Annotated in this window: 20 protein-coding genes; 9 read left to right on the top strand and 11 right to left on the bottom strand. The window is 72.3% G+C overall.

Translation table 11 applies throughout. The annotated features are described in order from the left end of the window. Window positions 1-30 precede the first annotated feature (30 nt). Window positions 31-228: a hypothetical protein gene (locus OG417_RS10740; protein WP_329253483.1), complete on the bottom strand. Its 198-nt coding sequence runs from the start codon at window positions 226-228 to the stop codon at window positions 31-33. A gap of 242 nt (window positions 229-470) precedes the next feature. Here OG417_RS10740 and OG417_RS10735 point away from each other — a divergent pair, with 242 nt between their 5' ends. The 3 genes from OG417_RS10735 to lipB are packed head-to-tail and all read left to right on the top strand — an operon-like array spanning window position 471 to window position 3,866. Beyond that, window positions 471-1,448, top strand: a complete 978-nt coding sequence (locus OG417_RS10735) for a hypothetical protein (RefSeq protein WP_329253480.1) — start codon at window positions 471-473, stop codon at window positions 1,446-1,448. Between the two features lie 54 nt (window positions 1,449-1,502). Next, a complete protein-coding gene (locus OG417_RS10730; protein WP_329253476.1) occupies window positions 1,503-3,170 on the top strand; it encodes an ankyrin repeat domain-containing protein in 1,668 nt (555 codons plus the stop codon). 48 nt (window positions 3,171-3,218) lie between these two features. Next, a complete protein-coding gene (gene lipB, locus OG417_RS10725) occupies window positions 3,219-3,866 on the top strand; it encodes a lipoyl(octanoyl) transferase LipB (protein WP_329253472.1) in 648 nt (215 codons plus the stop codon). A 7-nt stretch (window positions 3,867-3,873) separates the two neighbouring features. Here lipB and OG417_RS10720 read toward each other — a convergent pair whose 3' ends face one another. The 4 genes from OG417_RS10720 to OG417_RS10705 form a co-directional block, all read right to left on the bottom strand. Then, window positions 3,874-4,563 (bottom strand): hypothetical protein, encoded by a 690-nt coding sequence (locus tag OG417_RS10720; RefSeq protein WP_329253468.1) that lies wholly within the window; start codon window positions 4,561-4,563, stop codon window positions 3,874-3,876. Further along, on the bottom strand, window positions 4,542-5,051 hold the full coding sequence (locus OG417_RS10715) for an HAD domain-containing protein (protein ID WP_329253465.1): 510 nt from the start codon (window positions 5,049-5,051) through the stop codon (window positions 4,542-4,544). The genes OG417_RS10720 and OG417_RS10715 overlap by 22 nt, the downstream gene beginning before the upstream one ends. After that, window positions 5,048-7,291 (bottom strand): penicillin acylase family protein, encoded by a 2,244-nt coding sequence (locus OG417_RS10710; protein WP_329253462.1) that lies wholly within the window; start codon window positions 7,289-7,291, stop codon window positions 5,048-5,050. Before OG417_RS10710 ends, OG417_RS10715 begins: the two co-directional genes overlap by 4 nt. Window positions 7,292-7,431: 140 nt before the next feature. Further along, complete coding sequence (locus tag OG417_RS10705) at window positions 7,432-8,010, bottom strand: TetR/AcrR family transcriptional regulator (protein ID WP_329253459.1); 579 nt, start codon at window positions 8,008-8,010, stop codon at window positions 7,432-7,434. Between the two features lie 84 nt (window positions 8,011-8,094). Here OG417_RS10705 and OG417_RS10700 point away from each other — a divergent pair, with 84 nt between their 5' ends. Beyond that, on the top strand, window positions 8,095-8,976 hold the full coding sequence (locus OG417_RS10700; protein WP_329253456.1) for an SDR family oxidoreductase: 882 nt from the start codon (window positions 8,095-8,097) through the stop codon (window positions 8,974-8,976). Between the two features lie 88 nt (window positions 8,977-9,064). Here the strand turns inward: OG417_RS10700 and OG417_RS10695 are convergent, their stop codons facing one another. Further along, complete coding sequence (locus tag OG417_RS10695) at window positions 9,065-10,117, bottom strand: NAD(P)-dependent alcohol dehydrogenase (protein WP_329253453.1); 1,053 nt, start codon at window positions 10,115-10,117, stop codon at window positions 9,065-9,067. Window positions 10,118-10,209: 92 nt separating this feature from the next. Between OG417_RS10695 and OG417_RS10690 the strand changes: the two genes are divergently transcribed. Next, entirely contained in the window at window positions 10,210-10,788 is a 579-nt protein-coding gene (locus tag OG417_RS10690; RefSeq protein ID WP_329253450.1) for a TetR family transcriptional regulator, read from the top strand. A 134-nt stretch (window positions 10,789-10,922) separates the two neighbouring features. On the opposite strand, the gene OG417_RS10685 is transcribed toward OG417_RS10690, so the two are convergent. Continuing rightward, window positions 10,923-13,370: an MFS transporter gene (locus tag OG417_RS10685; RefSeq protein WP_329253446.1), complete on the bottom strand. Its 2,448-nt coding sequence runs from the start codon at window positions 13,368-13,370 to the stop codon at window positions 10,923-10,925. A gap of 117 nt (window positions 13,371-13,487) precedes the next feature. Here OG417_RS10685 and OG417_RS10680 point away from each other — a divergent pair, with 117 nt between their 5' ends. Next, the gene (locus OG417_RS10680) at window positions 13,488-14,033 is read left to right on the top strand and encodes a TetR/AcrR family transcriptional regulator (RefSeq protein WP_329253443.1); all 546 of its coding nucleotides are present in this window, start codon (window positions 13,488-13,490) and stop codon (window positions 14,031-14,033) included. Between the two features lie 34 nt (window positions 14,034-14,067). Here the strand turns inward: OG417_RS10680 and OG417_RS10675 are convergent, their stop codons facing one another. Further along, window positions 14,068-15,669, bottom strand: coding sequence for an amidohydrolase (locus tag OG417_RS10675; RefSeq protein WP_329253440.1), 1,602 nt, complete (start codon window positions 15,667-15,669; stop codon window positions 14,068-14,070). Window positions 15,670-15,864: 195 nt separating this feature from the next. On the opposite strand from OG417_RS10675, the gene OG417_RS10670 reads away from it, so the two are divergent. Further along, the gene (locus tag OG417_RS10670; protein WP_329253437.1) at window positions 15,865-16,920 is read left to right on the top strand and encodes a hypothetical protein; all 1,056 of its coding nucleotides are present in this window, start codon (window positions 15,865-15,867) and stop codon (window positions 16,918-16,920) included. A gap of 192 nt (window positions 16,921-17,112) precedes the next feature. Then, window positions 17,113-17,484, top strand: a complete 372-nt coding sequence (locus OG417_RS10665; RefSeq protein ID WP_329253434.1) for a hypothetical protein — start codon at window positions 17,113-17,115, stop codon at window positions 17,482-17,484. A 4-nt stretch (window positions 17,485-17,488) separates the two neighbouring features. Here OG417_RS10665 and OG417_RS10660 read toward each other — a convergent pair whose 3' ends face one another. From OG417_RS10660 to OG417_RS10650, 3 genes are read right to left on the bottom strand one after another with little or no spacing between them, the layout of a single operon-like run. After that, on the bottom strand, window positions 17,489-18,397 hold the full coding sequence (locus OG417_RS10660; protein WP_329253431.1) for an acetamidase/formamidase family protein: 909 nt from the start codon (window positions 18,395-18,397) through the stop codon (window positions 17,489-17,491). 2 nt (window positions 18,398-18,399) lie between these two features. Then, window positions 18,400-19,764, bottom strand: coding sequence for an APC family permease (locus tag OG417_RS10655; RefSeq protein ID WP_329253428.1), 1,365 nt, complete (start codon window positions 19,762-19,764; stop codon window positions 18,400-18,402). Between the two features lie 45 nt (window positions 19,765-19,809). Further along, window positions 19,810-20,691, bottom strand: coding sequence for a proline iminopeptidase-family hydrolase (locus OG417_RS10650; RefSeq protein WP_329253425.1), 882 nt, complete (start codon window positions 20,689-20,691; stop codon window positions 19,810-19,812). 98 nt (window positions 20,692-20,789) lie between these two features. Between OG417_RS10650 and OG417_RS10645 the strand changes: the two genes are divergently transcribed. Beyond that, window positions 20,790-21,524 carry a FadR/GntR family transcriptional regulator gene (locus tag OG417_RS10645; RefSeq protein WP_329253422.1) on the top strand — a complete coding sequence of 245 codons (735 nt, stop codon included), beginning with the start codon at window positions 20,790-20,792 and terminating at the stop codon, window positions 21,522-21,524. Window positions 21,525-21,587 lie beyond the last annotated feature (63 nt).

Here is a 21,587-nt window from a genome sequence, read left to right as displayed (position 1 = left end):
TGCCGCCCTCGCCTCGACGGAGGGCCGGGGTCACTTGCTGGGTTCGGGCGTCTTGCAGGAGATCTTCGGGTTCACTCCGACGTAGTTGAGCGGGCCCGCGACGATCGTGACGAGGAGCGTGCCGGCCTGGGAGCAGTTGCTCGGACCGTGGCTGTAATAGTGCCGCTGACCTGCGGCGATGGCGCCGATGATGAGCCAGATGAGGACCACGGCGGTGGTGACTCTCATGAACTACCTCCAAGGGGCTATGTCCGCTGGTGAGGCGGTCGACGCCCGGCCGGCTCGGCGTCGGCTTCAACCAGTCGGCTTCAAACAGTCGTCAAAGGTCGTTGGTCAGGGACGCCGCACTGATACCCAAAAATTTGCGAATTAGGACACTTGTACCTACGAATCATGGACACACCGACCTGCCGGACACCCGAGGGCTCGACCACGCTGGTCGCACGCAAGCGACACGAGAGAGAGCACCCATGCGTGGAGGCATCACCTACGACACCGGGTTCCGCCCGGGAGGCCGGCTGTCACGTGAGCGGTTCGACGACGAGACCGTACGGCGGGAGATGCGCGTCATCGCCGACCGTCTCCACTGCGAGGCCGTACGCGTCACCGGCGACGATCCGGAGCGGCTGGCCGTCGCCGGGCGGTACGCGGCCGAGGCCGGGCTGGAGGTCTGGTTCTCGCCGTTCCCCTGCGACCAGGCGCCCGAGGCGATGCTGCGTCTCTTCGAGGAGTGCGCCGGGCATGCGGAGGACCTGCGGCGCGGGGGCACGGAGGTCGTCTTCGTCACCGGTTGTGAGCTGAGCCTGTTCGCGGCGGGCTTCCTGCCCGGCGAGGACGTCTACCGGCGGATCCACGGCGTCATGTCCGGCGCCCCCGAGGTCGTGGCCGCCTTCCCCGGCATCGCGCGGAAGGTCAACGACTTCCTCGCCGAGGCGGCCGGCGCCGTACGGCGGCGGTTCGGCGGGCAGGTCACCTACGCGTCGGGCCTGTGGGAGGACGTCGACTGGGCGCCGTTCGACATCGTCTCCGTCGACGCCTACCGGGACGAGTCGAACGCCGCCGGGTTCCGCGCCGACCTGCGCCGGCGGTTCGCCTGCGGCAAGCCGGTCGTGGTCACGGAGTTCGGCTGCTGCGCGTACCGCGGGGCGGCCGGTCGCGGCGGCACCGGCTGGATGATCGCCGACCGCGCGTCCTCCCGCATCGACGGCGACTACGTGCGGGACGAGTCCGAGCAGGTCACCTACCTGCGGGAACTGCGGGAGATCTTCGAGCAGGAGGGCGTGGACGCCGCCTTCTGGTTCACCTTCGCCGGGTACGGCCTGCCGCACCGCCCGGACCCGCGCGAGGACCTCGACCTCGCCTCGTACGGGGTGGTGAAGTTCCTGGACGAGATCCGGTGGGAGCCGAAGGAGATCTTCCACGCCCTCGCCGCCGCGTACGCCCGCTGATCCATCGATAGATTGCGGTCGGTCGTCGGCGTCGGCGAGTCGGTGAGGAGTGTCTTGCGGAACGATCATCCGATCATCGAGGCGGCGGAGGCCGGGGATCTGGACCGGCTGGCGGAGTTGCTGGACGCCGAACCGGAGTCGGTGAACGTCCGGGGCTGGATGGGCATCACCCCGCTGATCGCGGCCGCGTGGCGGGCCGACTCCGCGCCGGTGGTCCGGCTGCTGCTCGAACGCGGCGCGGATCCGCTCGCCGTACGGAAGAACGGGGACGGGGCGCTGCACTGGGCGGCCAGTGGCGAGGTGGCGGAACTCCTCGCCGCCGCCGGGCCGAGTGGGCTGGCGGCGCGGTACCTCTTCGGCCAGACGCCGTTGCACGTCGCGGTCGAGAAAGACCGCGTGGACGTGGTGCGGGCCTTGCTCGCCGCGGGCGCCGACACCACCGCGCTCGATTCGAACGGCGGTACACCGCTGGACCTGGCCGGCGACCCGCGCATCGTACGGCTGCTGGTCGAGGCCGGTGCTCCGCAGCGGACCGGTGGGCCGAGCACGCCGCTGCACCGCGCCGCCCTGCGGGCCGCCTCCGATGAGGGCTGGGTGGCGGTGGCCGAGCTGCTGCTCGAACGCGGCGCCGACCCGGGGCTGCGCGACCGCTTCGGCGCCCTGCCGTCGGACCTGCTCGGCGAGGACGGCCCGCGCGAGCTGCGGCAACGGTTGATCGCCATGGTGGAGGCGTCCGGGCGCCCGGTGGAACTGACGCCGGCCGAGGCCGCGGTGGGCCCGCAGGGACGGGTCGCGGTCCATCCGGATCGGCCGGAGGCGCTGACCACCATGTTCTCCGGCACGGTGCTCGTACGGTGGCGGCTGGCACCGGCGATCGAGCCGGTCGAGGTCATCCGGACGGGCGGGCGCAAACCCGTCCGGGGGCCGTACGGCGCCGGCCCCGCGCCGGCCTTCTCCGACGGCGACTCGGTGTGGTTGCGGGACTGGGCCGACCTACGGCGATCTCGCGAGATCCCCCCGGAGGCGCTCCCGGACGACCTGTACGGCACGCCGGTGCTGTCCCCCGACGGGCGCCATCTGGTGGTCCCCTCGTGTGAGTGTGTGCGCCTGATCGACGTCGGCCGCGGTGAGGCGGTCTGCGAGGTGGCGGGCTTCGGCGACTGGAGCGTGGTGCCACGGTTCGCGCCCGGCGGGACCTCGCTCGCGGTGGGCAACTCCATGCAGGGCACGTGGTGGCTGACCGTGCTCGACGTCGATGACGACGGAAACCTCCGGCGCCGCTACAAGCGTGAGGACGAGCTTCCCACCGGAAGACGCTCCGAGATCGTCACCGACGTCGCGTTCACCCCGGACGGGCGCAGGTTCGCGACCTGGGTCCGCCCCGACCACGGCCGCCACGGGCCGGGCGGCCATCGCGGCTTCGTCGCCACCGTCTCGACGCACTCCGGCGAACTCACCTGGCATCGACAGATCGACGACGACATCGCCGGTGCCCCGGGAGAAGCCGCCTCGGCCTCGCTGTGCTTCACTCCCGACGGCTCCTGGCTGGCCGTCGGCCTGGACTCGGGTGTCGTGTGGCTGGACGCCGAGACCGGCCGGCCCGCGGGCCGGGACCACGCCACCGGCAGGGTGAACGCCCTGGCCTCCCGGCACGGCATCGGCGTGCTCGCCGCCACCGAGCGCGGCCTGCGCCGGATCGATCCCCCGTCCCGCCATGCCTGAGCACGGACGATACTGACGGGTGTTCATCAAGCTCGCCGGAGGGTGATCATGCTCGAACGCGTCGACCTCGGTGAGGTCGATTACGAGGACGCGCGGGTGCGGATGGCGGGGTGGGTTAAGGAGCGCCGTGAGGGTCTCGCCGGAGACCGGCTGTTCCTGCTGAGCCATCCGCCGATCGTGACGTACGGTCCGCGCACGGCCACCGCGGACCTCCCCGCCGACCTGGGGATCCGCACGGTCGAGGTGGACCGGGGCGGGTTCGCGACCTACCACGGCCCCGGGCAGCTCGTCGGCTACCTCGTGGCGGACATCGGCCGGCACGGGCCGGTCGACATCGTCCGCTGGATGGAGAACGGCCTCATCGACGCCCTGGACCGGCTGGGCTTTCCCGCGCTCCGCCGCGACACACCGCCGGGCGCCAGCAGCCTGGCCGGCGTCTGGACCCCCGACCATCACAAGATCGCCTCGATCGGCATGCGGATCCGCCAGGGCGTCACCAGTCACGGTTTCGCGCTCAACGTCGACCCGGACATGAGCGCCTTCGACCGTTTCACGGTCTGCGGCCTGCACGACGTGACCATGACGTCCCTGCGCCGCGTGTCCGACGCACGCGGCCTCCCGATGCCGTCGGACGCCGAGGTACGCGACACCGTGGCGGACTCGCTGACCTCCGGTTCCACCGCCTGGAGCCGCTGAGCCCTGCCTACGCCGCGCCGCCCTCCGCGGTGCGGGGCGGCGCGACCGGGCCGCGTTCGAGACCGGCGGACAACCGCTCGACGTGCTCGGTCCGCGTGAGCACCTCCCGTGCGGCCTGCTGGTGCCGGTCGAGAACGGCCACATCGACCCGCAGGTCACGGATCCGGCGCCGGGTGACCGGCCGCGCCCGCCACGGGTGCCACAGCCGGTGAAGAAGCAGGCCGACCGCCGACCGCTGGTACTCGTCGGCGCGCCGAACGAGCTCCTCGGCGTCGTCGCCGAGCACGCCGCCGATACGGCGGTCGGCCAGCGCGATCACGGTGCACTCGAGCGTCCGCTCGCAGGATCCGGCCGCGAAGTCGGTGACGCGCCGCGGGACGCCTGCGGCGAGTGCCGCGACGGTGAGTCCGGCGAACGCCTCCCGCTGCGCGTGTTCGGCGTCGGTGCCGTCCCCGAGCACCGCCCGGACGCCGAGCACGTCGGTCAGGCGCCGCCGCCCGTCGGCGGTACGGGACACCGGCGCCCAGCCGAGCTCGACGTCACGGACCCCGGCGGTGACCTCGGCGACCGCGTGCAGCCGCTGCATCACCGCCGCCCGGAGCTGGCGCCGCTCGTGATGCCGGGTCAGGTAGCCGGACGCGGCGGCACCGGCCACACCGCCGAGCGTCGTGTAGGTCAGCTCCGCCAGTCCGGGCACGCGCCCTCCCTTTCGAGCGTCAGCCATCGGGCGATGGCATCGAAGTCCTCGCCGGTGAGGCCGAGACGGTGGTCGACGCGATGAAGGAGCGCCGGTGCCCGGTGGTGTGCCGCCACCCATGCGCGGTCCATCGCACCGATCTCGTCATCGACCCAGACGAAAGAGCGTCCGGCGGCCCACTCGACCAGAGCCCGCGTCTTCCAGTGCAGCCGGCCGTCGTCCTCGGCCGACTCGGGCCAGTCCAGCACCGGGAGTCCGGGCAGGCCGATCCGCGGGCCGACCTCGGTGTTCGCGTCCTCCATCCAGGTCGTGGCCCACACCAGGTCGCACGGCAGGGCCAGCAGCCTCCGTCCGTGCTCGGGGTCGAGCCTGGCGAGGAGCGGGTTTCCGGAGGCTTCCGGGAGTTCCCGGCTCCGCCCCGGTCCGCCCCCGAACGGGATCAGGGGTCCGTCGACGTCGAGGAAGAGCAGCGGGCGGGCGGCGGTCACCGGTCCTCCGGTGCCGGGCGCAGGATGATGCGGTCGCCGAGGTTACGCTCGACCGCTTCGCGGCTGTACAGCAGCGGGAACGCCTCGTCGGCGGCCCAGCTCCCGAACAGGTCGTGGTGGTGCGGGCTGTCCGGAACTCCGGACTGGCCCGGGGAGTTCATCGCCACCGACGCGTCCCAGGCGCCGACGTCCACGACCAGGCGGAACGTCGCGCCGCCCGACTGGCGGAAGTCGGGGGTGTACGGGGTGGCGCCGACCGTGTCCCCGCTGCCGCCGCGCGGCTGCGAACCGATGCCGCGGTCCTCGATGGGATGCGCGGGCTCGGCCCGGTGCAGCCGTCCCCACGCCCAGCCGGCCTGGTCCGTGCCCAGGAGCCGCTCGACGTCGGCCACCGCGTCCGCGAGCGTGGCCAGGATGATCCGCTCGCGGGTGCCGGGCGGGCCGAGGCGGTCGCCGGGTGACAGCAGCAGGTCCAGGTCCACGCGCGGGTCGGCGGCCTCGTCCTCAGGGGGCAGGACGCGGGCGAGCGCGTCGGCGCGGCGGTCCGCCGGGACCAGCCGGGACAGCGCCGCTTCGAGCAGGGCCGGCCGCAGGTGGCGGCGGTACCAGACCTCGAACAGCGCCGCCGCGCCCGAACCGGCCGACAGCGTCGCGTCCCATCCCCGCAGTGTCTCCAGGGCGGCCGTGACCTTCGGGTCGTCGTCGCGCAGGCCGTCCAGCAGCGGCTGGATCAGCCGCGCCGGCAGGCTGACGTAGTCGGTCTGGAGTCGCAGGCAGTCCTCGACCGTCCAGCCGGTGCGCGCGGCGAGCACCTCACGGATGCGCTCGTACCGGAACGGCGCGTACCAGTCGCGGGTCACCAGGACCGGGTGGCCGTCGGGCACGTTGCGCTGGTTGGCGGTGGCCCACCAACCCTGCTCGGGATCCCGTACGGACGGCAGCTCGTCCACGTCGGCGAAGCCGTCCCACTCGTACCGGCCGTCGCCGGGAACGGGCAGCGTGCCGTCCCAGCCCGGCCGCCGGGGCACGCGGCCGGCGGGGCGCCAGCCGATCATGCCGTCCGGCGCGGCGTACACCTGGTTCTCCCCCGGCGCACCCCAGCGGCGCATCGCGGCGACGAACTCCTCCGGGCCGCTCGCCCGCATGTAGTCCATGCTGCCGAGGTAGGGCGCCATGCCCGGCTCCAGCCAGGCCGCGCGTACGGCGAACGCGGTCCCCTCGCCCTCGTGGATGACCGGCCCGTGCCGGGTGAACCACAGCTCGACCGGTACGGGATCGCCGTCGCGCACCGGCACCGTCTCGCGCACCCGCTCCATCGGCTCCCAACGGCCCTGGTAGCGGTACTCGTGGCGGTCGTTGGTCTCGTAGACGTACAGGTCCTCCTGGTCGATGGGGAAGATCGTCAGCCCGAAGGCGATCCGCCCGTTGTGCCCGATGGAGATGCCGGGCAGCGCGGGCTCGCCCGCGCCGATGACGTCGATGCCGGGGGCGAACAGGTGGGCGATGTAGCGCAGCGACGGCAGCGTGACGGCGCGATGCGGGTCGTTGGCGAGCAGCGGGCGCCCCGAGGCCGTACGGGACGGGCCGATCACCCAGTTGTTGCTGCCGTCGAGCCCGGCGCGGGGCGCGCCCGTCGCCAGCCGGTACACGCGCAGCACGTCGTCCGGGATGACGGACAGGTCGAGCCCCTCGGGCACGCGCAGCGGGCCCGCCGGCTCCCGTACGCGGCGCAGGTCCTCCACGTCGGGGCCGTGATCGCGCAGGGTGAGCGCCCGCGCGACCTCGTCCTCGAGGTTGGCGAACAGGCCGTGGCCGCGGATCCGCGCCACGTCCTCGGGCGCCCAGTACGCGGGGAGATGGTCGGTGAACTCGGGCGGCAGGTGCTCGCGGCGGTCCCGGCACAGGGCGACGAAGGCGTTGATCCCCGCGACGAACGCGCGGGTCACCCGCTCGGTGCCCGGCCCGTACGCGGGCCACTCGGCGGCCATGTCACCGCGGTAGAGGAAGAGGCGGGCGGCGCGGTCCTGCTCGACGTACTCGGCGCCGAAGACCTCCGAGAGCAGCCCGAGGCCGCGCCGCCGCCACAGGTCGATCTGGAACAGCCGGTCCCGCGCGGCGTTGAAGCCCTGCGCGACGAACACGTCGTCGGGCGAGCGCGCGTAGATGTGGGGCACGCCCCAGCGGTCGACCAGAATCTCCACGGGCTCGGCGAGGGCGGGCACGACGTACGTGGCGGTCATCTCGCCTGACTATCCGAGAAACCGGCGTGTTCGCAATCGCCGCTTCGTATGACATTCACCGTGACTCCCGGAGATCGCCCGCATGGAGATGACGTACGGCCGGCGCCGCCAGGCCCCGGCCCACGAACGCCTCGGGTCGATCAGCCCAGCGACGCGGTTGCCGTGCGCAGGTCCTCCAGGGCGGCCAGCGCGTGCTGGGCGAGCCCTTTGCCGTCATCACGATCGCCGTCGGACCACAGGGCGAAGCCTCGCTTGAACGCGAGGACCCCCAGCTCGGCCGCGAGATGCGCGGTCGGGTCGGGGACGCCGCGGGCGAGGAGCGCGGCTGTCATGGCGGCGGCGAGACCGACGCTCTTGAGGGCGTCCCGCTCTTGGAGTTCGGTGCTGGCCGCCACGGCCGCCTTGATGCGAGGGCCGAGTTCACGGTTCGCCGGCCCCATCGCGCTCGACGCGCGCTCGAGACCGGCGGCGACCGCTTCGAGCGGGCTGGCGCTCGCCGGCGCCTCGGTGATGCCGTCGGCGAGCAGCCTGCTCAGGGTCTCCTGGCCGGCGACCAGGAGTTCACGCTTGTCGGAGAAGTGCCGGAAGAAGGTGCTCTTGGTGACTCCGGCGCGCTCGGCGATCTGCGTCACCGTGGTGGCGTCGTACCCCTGCTCGGCGAACAGGTCGACGGCCGCGACGACGAGTCGCTGCTTCGCCCCCGGTTGCCATCGAGCCATGTCGCCATCATAGGTGATGGGACAAGAGTCCCGTCGTCCTGCTACGGTGACGGGACAAGAGTCCCATCACTTCGGGAGAGCCTCATGCACGTCTTCGTCACCGGCGGTACCGGCACCATCGGCTCCGCCGTCGTCGCCGAACTACTCCGCAACGGCCACACCGTTCTCGCGCTGGCCCGCTCGGACACCTCCGCGCTGGCCCTCAAGGACGCCGGCGCGGAGGTGCTGCGAGGAGAGATCGCGGACCTCGACGTCCTGCGCGCCGGCGCCGCGCAGACCGACGGCGTGATCAGCCTCGCCTTCAGCCGCGACTACGGCGATCCGGACGCGCTCGCGCAGGCCGTCACCCAGGAGAGCGCCGCCCTCGCCGCGCTGGGCGAGGAACTCACCGGAAGCGACCGTCCGATCGTCACCGTCTCGGGCACGCCCTGGGTACCGGGCCGTCCCTCCACCGAAGCCGATCCGCTGCCGACCGACGGACCGGTGGGCGGTCGAGGCCGCTCGGTCAACGCCCTGCTGGAGCTGGCCTCGCGCGGTGTCCGCGCCACGGCGGTCCGCATGCCGCGCACGGTTCACAACGAGGGCAAGGGCGGATTCGCCGGCCTGCTGACCGATGCGGCGCGCCGCTCCGGAGTGGCCGGCTACCCGGGCGACGGCACCCAGCGCTGGCCGGCCGTGCACGCCCTCGACGCAGCGGCCCTGTTCCGGCTGGCCCTCGAGTCGGCACCGCCCGGGACGTGCTGGCACGCCGTCGCCGACGAGGGCGACGCGGTGCGAGACATCGCGACGGTCGTCGGACGGCGACTGGGCCTGCCGGTCGAGGCGGTGCCGGAGGAGACCTTCGGCCCGTTCGGCCCGATCTTCGCGATGGACCAGCCGGCGTCCAGTGCCCGTACCCGTGACGCCCTCGGGTGGCAGCCGACACATCCCGGCCTGCTCGAGGACCTGGAGAACATCCAGCCCTGAGTCGGGGGTCGAGCCGTCGCAGGCCGATCTGGAACACCTCGTTCGCGCCGCGCGGCGCCGCCGGCCGGGCCTGTCGTGCGGCCGGGGGTCATGAGTCGGCGGGCCGGTCGAGGTCGGACAGGTCGAGCACGAAGCGGTAGCGGACATCGCCGCCGCCGAGGCGGTCGAGTGCCTCCTGGACGCGCGCCGAGGGCAGTACCTCGACGTCGGCCGCGATGGCGTGGTCGGCGCAGAAGTCCAGCAGCTCGGCGGTGCGGCGGCGGCCGCCGGTGCCCGAGGAGGTCAGCCTCTTGCGGCCCTGGACCAGGTCGAGGATCCGGACCGCCTGCTCCAGGGGATAGCCGAGCAGGGCGAGGGTGCCGTCCAGGGCCGCCATGCGCAGCAGCGGGGACAGGTCGTGCGCGACGGGGATGGTGTCCAGGATGAGGTCGAACCGGCCGCGCGCCCGCCGGGTCTGCCGGTCATCGGTGGTCACCAGGGTGTCGGCCGCTCCGAGCTTGTGGGCGTCATCGGCTTTGGCGGGCGTGCGGCTGAGGACGGTGACCTCGGCGCCCAGCTCGGCGGCCAGCTTCACCCCCAGGTGCCCCAGCCCGCCGAGGCCGGCCACGGCGACCCGGCTCCCGGGCCCGATCCCGGCCGCGCGCAGGGGCTCCCAGACGGTGATCCCGGCGCACATCAACGGGGCGGCGGCGGCCTGGTCGAGCCCGTCCGGAAGGTGGTAGGCGAACCGGTCGCGCACCACGTACTCGCGGCTGTAGCCGCCCTGGGTCCTGGTGCCGTCGACGCGGTCGGTCCCGCCGTAGGTGGTGACGGGGCCCTCGTAGCAGTAGTTCTCCTGTCCGATCCGGCACATCTCGCAAACCCCGCACGAGTCGACGACGGTCCCGACCGCGACCCGGTCACCCACCGAGAACGCGGTCACCGCGGCACCGACGGCGGTGACCGTACCGGTGAACTCGTGGCCGGGGACCAGAGCGCCCTCGCCGAGAAGGCCGCCGATCCGGTGCAGGTCGCTGTGGCACACGCCGCAGTAGTCGACGCGGACCGCGAGGTCGTCGTCGCGCAGGTCGCGGCGCTCGATCCGGACGCGCCGCAGCGCGGTGGTGCCCTCAGCGGTCATCCAGCCGGTGGTGGTACGCATGAAGCCTCCAAACAGACTATTCGGTCTGTTTTCAGCGTAGAGCGCAGTCGACCACGAAGCAAACCAACTAGTCTGTCTGTTAGGCTGCGGTCATGCCCGAACTGCCGACCACGCCGAAGGGCGCCGCGACCAGGCGCCGGATTCTGGACGCGGCCACCGAGGAGTTCGCACAGCGGGGGATCGCCGGCGCCAGGATCGACCGCATCACCGCCACCGCCCGCACCAACAAAGCCCAGGTGTACGGCTACTTCGGCAGTAAGGACGGCTTGTTCGACGCGGTGATCGCCGACCACGCCGACCGGCTCATGAGCGCCGTCGCGTTCGACGCCGACGACCTGCCCGGCTGGGCCGTGGGGATGTACGACGAGAACCTGCGCCATCCCGAACTGGTCCGCCTCATGGCCTGGCTGCGACTGGAACGACGTCCGGCAGGACGCCTCACCGACGCCCCCGACGACGAACCGAAACTCACCGCCATCGCCGCCGCCCAGGCCGCCGGACGGCTCCGCCAGGGCGACCCCCTCGACCTGATCGCCCTGGTCATCGCCATGGCCTGCGCCTGGTCCCCGGCCAGCGGCTTCTACACCGCCACCGCGGATGAGCCCGCCACCGACCACGACCGCCGCCGGGCCCTCCTGCGCGAGTGCGTCGCCCAGGCCGTCGCCCCCTGACCGAGCGCCCACCTACCGTCCGAGACGCGACGTCCGCTACCGCTTCGTCCTCGACCTGTCCGACCTTTCCTGAAACGCGACGGGCGACCGCCGTCGACGGCGGTCGCCCGTGAGTCAGGCCGGACGCGTCCGGGTCAGATGGTCGGCTCGTGGCTCAGGTAGACGTCGTGCGCCTCCTCGTCCTTGCCGTTCAGCACCACGGCGGAGGCGACCGGCGGGTAGCCGGAGGCCGTGACCGTGTACTGGCCGCTGGACAGGTCGCCGAAGGTGTACGTGCCGTCCGGGCCGGTGGTCGTGACGCCCACGACGTTGCCCTGCGCGTCCACCAGCGTGACCCGGGCGTCGGACAGCGGGCCGCGGCCCTCCGCCTGGACCGTGCCGCCGATGCGGGCGCCCGCGGGCAGTTCGATCTCCTTGTGGGTGCGCGCGCCGTCCAGCTCGACCGGGACCGCGGCCGGGCGGTGCGCCGCCGCGCTGACCGCCAGTGTGTAGGTGCCGGAGGGCAGCCCGGAGAAGGAGTATCCGCCGTCGGCGCCCGTGGTGCCGGTCGCCAGGACCTCGCCGTGCAGGTCGGCCACGACCACCCGGGCGTCCGCGACCGGCTCGCCGTTCGCGTCGCGGACCAGGCCGGTCAGCCCGGCCGAGCCCTCCAGGACCGGGTCGAACTCCACCGGCCGGTTACCGACCACCAGCGTGCTCGCCTGGGGCTCGTGGCCCTCGGCCGACGCGACCAGGACGTACGTCCCCGGCCCCGGCGTGGTCAGCTCGTACCGGCCGTCCGCTCCCGCGGAGGTGCGGCCGAGCTGGCGGCCCTGGATGTCGATCAGCGTGAGCACCGCCCGGGTCGACGGGACGCCGTCGGGGCTGCCGACGAAACCGTGGATCACGCTGCCGCTCGCCGGGGCCGCGTGACGGCCCCCGCCCCGAGCGTGTGCGCCCGGCGCGGGCCCGGCCGCCGAGGCGACCGGAGCATCCGGCGCGACCGGAGCCGCGGGCGCGGCCGAGGCGGCGGCCGGAGCCGCCGGGGCGGCGGGGGCGGCCGCCGGGCCGCTTCCGCGCAGCGGCACCTCGCGGATCAGCCAGGCGACCAGGAACCCGGCGAACGCCAGCACGGCCCCGCCGACGACCACTCCGTGCACGCCGTTCGTAACGCCCAGGTTGAACGCGTCCTGCACCATCTGCGGCAGCTTGTGCAGGGCCGCGGGAGACAGGTTGACGCCGCCGGCGGTCAGCGAGCCGCCGGACTTGGAGCCGAGCTGATCGGTCAGGGTGTGCTCAAGGCGGTTCGTGTAGATCGAGCCGAGCAGCGCGACGCCGAGCGAGCCGCCGATCGTACGGAAGAGGGTGACCGAGCCGCTGGCCGCGCCCATGTCACGCAGTTCGACGCTGTTCTGGGTGACGAGCATCGTGTTCTGCATGATGAAGCCCATGCCCAGGCCGACCCCGACGGTCAGCGCGGAGCTCGCCGCCGTGCTGGTGTCCACCTTCAGCAGGAGGAGGATGAGCATGCCGGCGGTCAGGAGCGCGCCACCGATGATCGGGTAGATCCGGTAGCGGCCGTTGCGGGTGATGAGTTGGCCGGTGGTCAGCATCACGACGAGCATGCCGAACATCAGCGGCAGGAGCAGCAGGCCGCTCGCCGTGGCCGAGGCGCCCCGGACGTACTGCATGTACTGCGGGAGGAAGTTGACCGCGCCGAACATCGCGGCGCCGACCAGGAAGCTGAGGATCTGCGCGACGGTGAAGTTGCGGCTGCGGAACAGGCGCGGCGGCAGGATCGGCTCCGACACCTTGCTCTCGGCGTACACGAAGAGCACCAGCCCGACGACGGCGATGACCGCGAGCCCGATGATCTGCCAGGAACCCCAGGGGTACTCCGTGCCGCCCCAGCTCGCGACGAGGGTGAGCGCCACGACACCGACGGTCAGCAGGAATGCCCCGATGAAGTCGATCTTGGCCCTGATGTGCTGGGTGTGCAGACGCATGCCCAGGCCGGTCACCAGCAGCGCGGCGGCGCCCAGCGGCAGGTTCACATAGAAGGCCCAGCGCCAGCTGAGGTGGTCGGTCAGGAATCCGCCGAGCAGCGGGCCGCCGACGAACGCCACCGGCATCATGCCGCCGATCAGCGCCTGGAAGCGGCCACGTTCGCGCGGCGGGACCAGGTCACCGATGATCGCCATCGCGCCGACCATCAGACCGCCGGCGCCCAGGCCCTGCAGCGCGCGGAAACCGATGAGCTCGTCCATGTTCTGCGACAGGCCCGAGAGCGCGGAGCCCGCCAGGAACACGACGATCGAGGACATGAACATGCCCTTGCGGCCGTACAGGTCACCGAGCTTGCCCCAGATGGGCGTCGCCGCCGCCGTGGCGAGCGCGTAGGCCGTGACGACCCAGGAGAGATGGGCGAGGCCGCCGAGGTCCCCGACGATGGTCGGCAGGGCCGTGCCGACGATGAGGTTGTCGAGCATGGCCAGGAACATGCCGAGCATGAGGCCGACCATCGCGATGTAGATCGATCGCGTGCTCCTCGGGGGTGCCGCAGTACCCGGCGGAGCCACCTCCGCTGTGTCCGTGACCGTCATTGGTCCACCCCTCCCCGAAACGACATGAGGTACCCCGTTCCACCAAATAGCAATCTTACTTGCCGTACGGTAAGCTACCAACTAACCGGGCGTCAAGTAAGGCAGGTGAGGCGGGCGATGGGCGAGCGCCGGAGCGACACTCGCGAGCGGATCCAGGCAACCGCTCTGGAGTTGTTCGCCGAGCACGGCTATGAGAAGACCTCGCTGCGGCAGATCGCCGAGCGTCTCCACGTGACGAAGGCGGCGCTCTACTACCACTTCAACAGCAAAGAGGACATCGTCGTCAGCCTCTTCGACGGCCTCATCGCCGACATCGACGCGACCATCGCCTGGTTCCGCGAACGGCCCCGCACCCCGGAGACCCGCAGGGAGCTGGTGCAGCGCTACGCCCGCCTGGCGCACGACAGCCCGCCGGGCATGCGGCGGCTGCTCCAGGACGTGCGCTCGATGCGCGAGCTGGCCGTGGGCGAGCAGCTCCAGGAGCGGATGCGCACGATGGTCCGCCTGCTGACCGACCGCGACGCTCCGGCCCTTGCCCAGCTCAAGTGCGTGATGGCCCTGGCCTCGATCAATGCCGCGATGTTCGCGCTCCAGGAGACCGACACCACCCCCGAGGAACGCCACGCCGCCGGCCTGACCCTCGCCCTGGAACTCGTCGGCTGACCCGTCAACCGTGGACCCGTCAACCGTGGACCCGTCAACCGTGGACGCGTCGGCCTGCGACGTACGTGGCGTGTACCGGGATGGACGCGATGCCGTGCGGGTCGGCGGTCAGCGGGTTCTCACCCAGGACCACGAAGTCGGCCGCGTACCCGGGCGCCAGGCGCCCGCGGGTGGAGGCCACGCCGTCCGCTTCGGCGGAGCCGATCGTGTAGACGCGCAGCGCCTCCTCCACGCTCACCCGCTGCGAGACGCCGACCGGGGCCCCGTCGTCCAGGCCCTCCCGCGTCACCATCGACTGGATGCCCACCAGCGGCTCGTACGGGCCGCACGGGTGGTCCGAGGAGCCCGCCACGGTCACGCCCGCGTCCAGGAAGGACCGGTGCGCGAACATTCGCTCGGTGCGTGACGGCCCGTACCAGCGGTTCAGCGCGTCCCCGTGGTACGCGACGTAGCCCGCGAAGGGGACGGCGACGGCCTCCAGCTCCTTCATCCGCAGGAGGATCTCCTCGTCCACGACCGAGCAGTGCTCGACGCGGTGCCGCAGGCCCGGCCGGGGGAAGTCCCGCCGCGCGGCGGCGAAGGCGTCCAGGACCAGGCGGATCGCCGCGTCGCCGTTCGCGTGCACGCCGATCCGGTCGCCGTTCCGGTGCACCGTCGCCACCGCCTCGAACAGCTCCTCCGTCGAGGTCGTCTGCATGCCGTGGCCGCCGCCGTCGGCGTACGGCTCGGACAGCAGGCACGTACGGCCGCCGATCGCGCCGTCCGCGAACGCCTTCACCCCCACGAAGCGCAGGAAGTCGTCGCCGAAGCCGCTCCCGACGCCCAGGGCGCGCGCCCGGTCGTAGTGGTCGATGGACAGCAGCATGCCGACCCGCAGCGTCAGCAGGCCGCGCTCCCGCGCCCGTCGCAGCAGGTCCACGTCCGACGGCGCGACCAGCGCGTCGCAGATCGAGGTGAGGCCCGCGGCGTGCCACCGCCCGACGGCGCGCTCCAGGCCGCGCAGGCGGTCCTCCGGCGAGGCGGCGGGCAGTGCCGCACCGCCTCGCGCCGTCCCCGGATAGACGACGTTCATCAGCGCGCGTTCGATCAGCCGCCCGTCCAGGCGTCCGTCCGGGGAGCGGCCGTACCGGCCGCCGGCCGGAGGCGGCGAGGTCTCGCCGATGCCCAGCGCGTCCAGCGCGCGGGAGTTCACGACGCCCCAGTGCCCGGCGACCTGCACGACGATCACCGGGTTGGCCGGCGCGACCCGGTCCAGGTCCCAGCGCGTGAGCGGCCCGGTCTTGGCGTCGTCGTACCGGCCGCCGCGGATCCAGGCCCCGGCCTCGGTCGTCCGCGCCCGCGCGCCGACGCGGTTCAGCAGGTCCTTCACCCCGCTCACCGCCGCCGCCGACAGGTCCAGGTGCAGCAGGTCGTCGGCGGTGTTCACGAGATGGACGTGGGCGTCGTGCAGGCCGGGGACGACCGTGGACGCGCCGAGGTCGACCTCGCGGGCGCCGGGGAAGCGCGAGCGCAGCGTGGCCAGGTCTCCGACCGCGCGGATCCGGTCGCCGTCCACGGCGAGCGCCTCCGCCTCCGGTCCGTCGAGCGTGAGCACGTGGGCCGCGCGGAACAGCACCGGCGGGTTCTCACGGATCATCGGCGGCCTCCTCTCTCTCACCAGGAGACACGCGAACGACGTCGAGCGAACTCTCATCCCGGCGTCCGGTTCTGGTCATGAGCTGTTCACCCGGTGATTCCGGCACGGCAACGGCGACCGATCGCGCGACGTCTAGGGTCGTTTGCCATCCCTTGACCATTCCTTTGCGGCGAACGGTGGCCGATGGCATCCCGCTTGATCTTGCACATAGGCCTGCAGAAGTCCGGCACGACCTACCTCCAGGAGCTCATCGCGAGCGGCGCCAGCGAGCTGGCCGAGGCGGGTGTCGTCTACCCGGTGGCGCCCGCGGGCCGGCGACGGCGCCGTACGGAGAACCACGAGTGGGCCTCCTACGGCCTGCTCGGGCCGGAGTATCCCTGGGTGTCCGAGCAGCGGGCCGCGGCGGAGAAGGGCGCGTGGAAGACCCTCGAACGCCAGGTCGCCCGCACGAAGGGGACGGTGCTGCTGTCCGCGGAGGCGCTCTCGGTGATCCGCACGCCGGCGATCCGCACGCTGCTCGACCGGCTGGCCGTGAGCGACGTCGAGATCGTGGTGACCGCGCGGAGCCTGAGCCGGACGCTGCCGTCGCTGTGGCAGCAACACGTGCGCAACGGCCGGCGCCTGGGGTTCGAGCGGTACCTCGACATGCTGGGAGAGCAGCGCCGCATGCCGGCGGCGCGGATCGAGGAAGACGCCGGCCTGCACCTGTGGCGGGCGTTCGCGATCGGCCGTCTCGTACGGCGCTGGGCGCGCGAGGTGGGCGAGTCCCGCGTGCGCGTGGTGACCAGCCCCGGCCGTCCGCCGGAGCTGCTGTGGACGCGCTTCGCCGAGGCGATCGGCGTGCCCGGTTTCACGTTCCGTACGGACGACGCCGGCCGGCCCGTGCACACCGGGCTGACCGCGCCCGAGGCCGTGGTCCTGACCTCGCTCAACGCCGCGCTGGCGTCGGCCGGCTGGCCCTCGGACCGGGCACGGCGGCTGCGGGAGGCCGTGCTGACCGACGGCTTCCAGCCGCGCGCCGAGCGCGGGCCGCGCATCGCGATCCCGGCGCACTGGCGGTCGCGCGTCGCGGACTGGAGCGCCGAGGACGTCGCCGACCTGCTGGACAGCGGCGTGACGCTGATCGGCGAGTCGGCGGACCTGCGTCCGGAACCGGCGCGTGAGGACGTTCCGGCGCCCACGATCGAGGAGGTCGGCGCCGCGTGCGCGGCCGCCGTCCTCGCGGTGAACGGCAGGGCGACGGGCCCGTAGGCGCGACGCCGGCCGCGCGTTCGGCCCACCCGTCACGGTCGCCGCGCCGGTTCGCCGCGGCCGTTCCGAAAGGCCGGTGGAACCGCGGAGGACGCGCGCCGATCGGCACTTCGATCCGTCGAACGACACGGATCAATCCTTGACCAGGGCGTACTTGCGATCATTCGAACTTGTGTTCGAGAATGCCTGATCATGCACGATGCCCGTCAGCTTGATCACTATCCGTCCGGCTCTCATCGGGTCGAGGCTCGCAACCCCTGGGTCTGGATCCGTCACCGGGGCGCCTGGCGGAAGGGCGCGATCCACTGCTGGTACGTCCACGGCGACGTCTGGATGGCCTGGATGCAGCACGAGGACCCGGCGCCGGACGTGCCGTGGGCGCAGTGGGGGCTGTACCAGTACGACGGGACGACCATCCGCCGGCGCTACTCCCCGGCGGCGCGGGCACGCGTCGAGGTGCCGGACGGCGGGCCGCGCGACCGGTTCACCGCGCTGCTGCGCGACACGGGCTACAGCGTGGTCCAGGAGAAGACGGAGGCGTCGGTGACGCTCCACCTCGGCTGAACCCTCAGCCCAGGTGGGCGAGCTCCAGATGCGCCGACACCACCCAGTTCGGCGCGTCCACGACCTCAGAGATCTTCAAGTCGGCGGCGACACTGGCCAGCAGGTACGCGTCGGCCGGGTCCAGCCCGGCGCGGTCGGCGATCTCCGCCACGAGCGCGCGGGTGGCCTCCACGGCCGCGGCCATGAGGTCGGGCCCGACGCCGGTCGTCGCGAGCGCCGCGCCGGTGCGGTGCGTGCGCGGATGCGTCTCGATGACCGGTGTCCCCGGCGCCGCGTCGCGGCGCAGGCCGATCCGCAGCCGTACGGTCGCGTCGGTCTCCACGCCCGTGCCGCTCACCTCGCCGTCGCCCATCGCGGCGTGCGCGTCGCCGAGGGAGAGCAGCGCGCCCTCGACGCCGACCGGTAGCACGAGCCGCGCCCCGGGACCGATGTGGCGCACGTCGAGGTTGCCGCCCCAACGGCTCGGCGGCACCATCGGATGCGGTCCGGGCTCGGTCGGGGCCACACCGATGGTGCCGATCATCGGCACGACCGGCACCGAGACGCCGGGCAGCAGTTCGGCGCGGCCGGCCGCGATGGTGGAGACGCGCAGGTGGGGATCGGGAAAGTCCTCGGCGAGCAGGCCGAAGCCCGGGATGCAGGCGGTCCAGCCCCAGGAGCCGACCTCCACGTCGAGGATGTCGACCACGAGCGCGTCGCCCGGCCGCGCGCCCTCGACCGCGAACGGGCCGGTGACCGGGTTGACGCGGGTGAAGTCCAGGCCGGGCACGTCGGCGGCGGTCGAGCCGGCGGTGAGCTGGCCGCCGCTCGCGTCGGCGGTCTCGACGGTGATCTCGTCGCCGGGCGCGACGGTCGCGATCGGGGCCAGCGCACGGTCCCAGGCGGTGTGCGTCTCGGTCCGCTTGATGTGCATGGTCAGTCCTCCAGGGAGAGCTCGGTGCCCCGGCCGGTCAGCCGGTAGAAGACGAGCAGGACCGCGCCGACGGCCAGCCAGATGATCCCGCCGATCTTGGCGCGCGTGTCCGCGTTGACCAGGACGTAGCCGATGATCACGAAGCCGACGGCGGGGGCGACCAGGTGCAGGTGCCAGCGGCGGCTCCTGTTCCTGAGCACGAAGTGCACGAACACGGAGACGTGCAGCAGCAGGAAGGAGAACAGCGCGCCGAAGTTGACCAGCGACGACAGCAGGTCCACCTGACCCACGAACGTCAGCCCGAGAATCAGCGACAGCCCCGAGACGAACAGGATGGCGCGCTCGGGGATCTTCCTCGTGGGGTGGACGTGCGCGAGGAAGGCGGGCAGCTTGCGGTCGCGCGCCATGCTGTAGAGCAGGCGCGAGGTGGCGGCCTGCGCGACGAGGGAGTTGGCGACGCCCGCGGCCAGCGCCGAGGCGACTGCGACGGTCGTCTTGAGCCAGGCGCCACTCGCCGTCTTGGCGATGTCGTAGAACGCGGTGTTGGTCGGGTCGCCGTCGGCGAACGAGGTCTGGTGCGGCACCAGCAGGCACGCCACGTACGTCTGGACGATGAACAGCAAGGCCACCGCGCACAGCGACAGCACCGTGGCCCGGCCGACGAGCCGCCGGTCGCCGTCCTTGACCTCCTCCGACAGCGTCGAGATGCCGTCGAAGCCGAGGAAGCTCAGCACCGCGATGGACAGCGCCCCGAAGATCAGGCCGGGCGTGACGAGGTGCGGCTTGAGCAGCGGATCGAACGAGAAGTGCGCGCCGTTCTTGTGCGCCGCGACCGCCGCGATGCCGAACGCCACGAAGAGCGCCAGCACGATCATCTCCAGCAGCAGGAACAGCCGGTTGAGCCGCGCCGTCGACTCGATGCCGAGGTAGTTGACGACCGTGTTGACCAGGACGAACGCCACGATCCAGATCCATTGCGGCACGCCCGGCAGCAGCGAGGTCAGCGCCGCGGCGCTGACGACGTACAGCAGGGTGGGGACCAGCAGGTAGTCGAGCAGGATCGCCCAGCCGGCCAGGAAGCCGACCTTGTCGTTGATGCCGCGGCCCGCGTAGGAGTACACCGAGCCGGCGATCGGGAAGGCCCGCGACATCTCGCGGTAGCTCAGCGCGGTGAACAGCATCGCTACGAGCCCGATGACGTACGTGAGCGGCACCATACCCTTGGCGCCGTTGAAGACCACGCCGAAGATGGCGAACGGCGCGATCGGAACCATGAACACCAGGCCGTAGATCATCAGGTCGGCCAGGCTGAGGGAGCGTTTCAGCTCCTGCTCGTACCCGAAGGAGCGGAGGGTCTCTGAGGACATGGGGCGGGGGCCTCTCGGTCGTGCCGCTCGCGCGGCTCGTCGGGCTCAGTCGTGCTGGTCGAGGAAGGCGGCGACGGCCTTGAGACAGGCGTCCTTCTCCTCCACGTGCGGCATGTGGCTGGAATCTTCGAAGATCTGCCACCGGACGTCGGCGATGCCGTCGGCGTACGGCCGGACGACCTCGGGAGTGGCCTCGTCATACCTTCCGGAGATCAGCAGGGTGGGCACGGCGATGCGGTCGAGCCGGTCGATGACGGTCCAGTCCTTCAGCGTCCCGACCACGTGGAACTCACTCGGCCCGTTCATCGTGTGGTAGACGGTCGGGTCCTCGTCCATCGCCGCGAATGTCCGCGCGACCTCCTCGGGCCAGGGGATGCGGCAGACGTGGCGGTCGTAGAAGACACGGGTGGCCCGGGTGTACTCCTCCGAGTCGGTGGTGCCGGCCTCCTCGTGGCGGAGCAGCGTCGCCTGCACGTCGGCCGGGAGCCGTGCGCGCAGCTCGCCGGCCGCGGCGAGCCACAGCTCCATCGACGCCGGCGAGTCCGCGATGACCAGCGACCGCAGCCCAGCGGGCCTGGTCACGGCGTGCTCGGCGCCGAGCATGCCACCCCACGACTGGCCCAGCACGTGGTAGCGGTCACCGATGCCGAGATGGGCGATGAGGTTGTCCAGCTCCTTCACGAACAGCTCGACGTTCCAGAAGTCGGCGCCCTTGTCGCGCAGGTGCGTGGACCGGCCGTTGCCGAGCTGGTCGTAGTGGACGACCGCCCGTCCGGTGCCGGCCAGCTCGGTCAGGGAGTCGAGATAGTCGTGCGTGCAGCCGGGCCCGCCGTGCAGGACCACGAGGGGCGCCTTGTCCGCGTGCGGATCCCCGGTCACGCGGTACCACGTCCGGTAACCGCGAAAGTCGGCGTATCCCTCGTTCACCGGCAGACCCTCCTAGAGTTGGGGATCACGTTCAACGCAGCATAAGAGGGTAAAGGTCTAGATTCCAGACCTTTACCTGGTGACTTTCGGGGTGCGCATTGGTCGAGGAACCGCCACCGCTGGGCCCGCTACGGGCCGCGACGACCGGGGAGCAGGTCGCCCACCGGCTCTCGACGGCCATCGCGCTCGGCGAGTTCAGCCTGGGCGACCGGCTGCCGAGCGAGCGTGAGCTGGCGGCCCTGCTCGAGGTGAGCCGCGAGAGCGTACGCGCCGCCCTGCGGCGGCTGGCCGAGGCCGGCCTGATCGAGGTGCGAAGGGGCCGGGGCGGCGGCGCGTTCGTCCGCGCCGAATGGGCCGAGATCAGCGAGAACTCGGTGCGGGAGGCGCTGCTCGCGCAGTGGGAGGACTTCGAGGCCCTGTTCGACTACCGGCGGTTGATCGAGAGCCTGATCGCCCGCACCGCCGCCCAGCGCGCCGACGACGCCGACCGCACGGCCATCCGCGCGGCGCTGACCGCCTTCGAGGCGTCGGCGAACCCGGCCGAGGCCCGGCGCCACGACACCGAGTTGCACCTGGTGATCGCCCGCGCGACGCACAACGCACGCCTCGTACGTCTGCACCAGCTCCTGCTGTCGGAGGTGAGCCTGGGAGTATCGGAGGAGCCGTACACCTGGGAGATCTACGAAGAGGCCAGACCGCACCACCGCGACCTGGGCGAGGCAGTGCTCGCAGGCGACGCGGAACGCGCCGCCGAGATCGCCGGCGAACACTTCGCCATCACCGAGAACGCCCTGCGGCGTCTGGTCGCGCGGGTCGGCCGCGACCGGTCGTGAAGCCGGGACCGCCCGCCAGGAAGGCCAGGGCAGGAATCCCGGGCGGTCTCTGAGAGACCCGCG

The organism is Actinoallomurus sp. NBC_01490, assembly GCF_036227085.1.
Classification (GTDB): Bacteria; Actinomycetota; Actinomycetes; order Streptosporangiales; family Streptosporangiaceae; genus Actinoallomurus; species Actinoallomurus oryzae.
The sequence above is the reverse complement of the archived record's forward strand: the minus strand, read 5'-3'. Positions and strand labels throughout refer to the sequence as shown.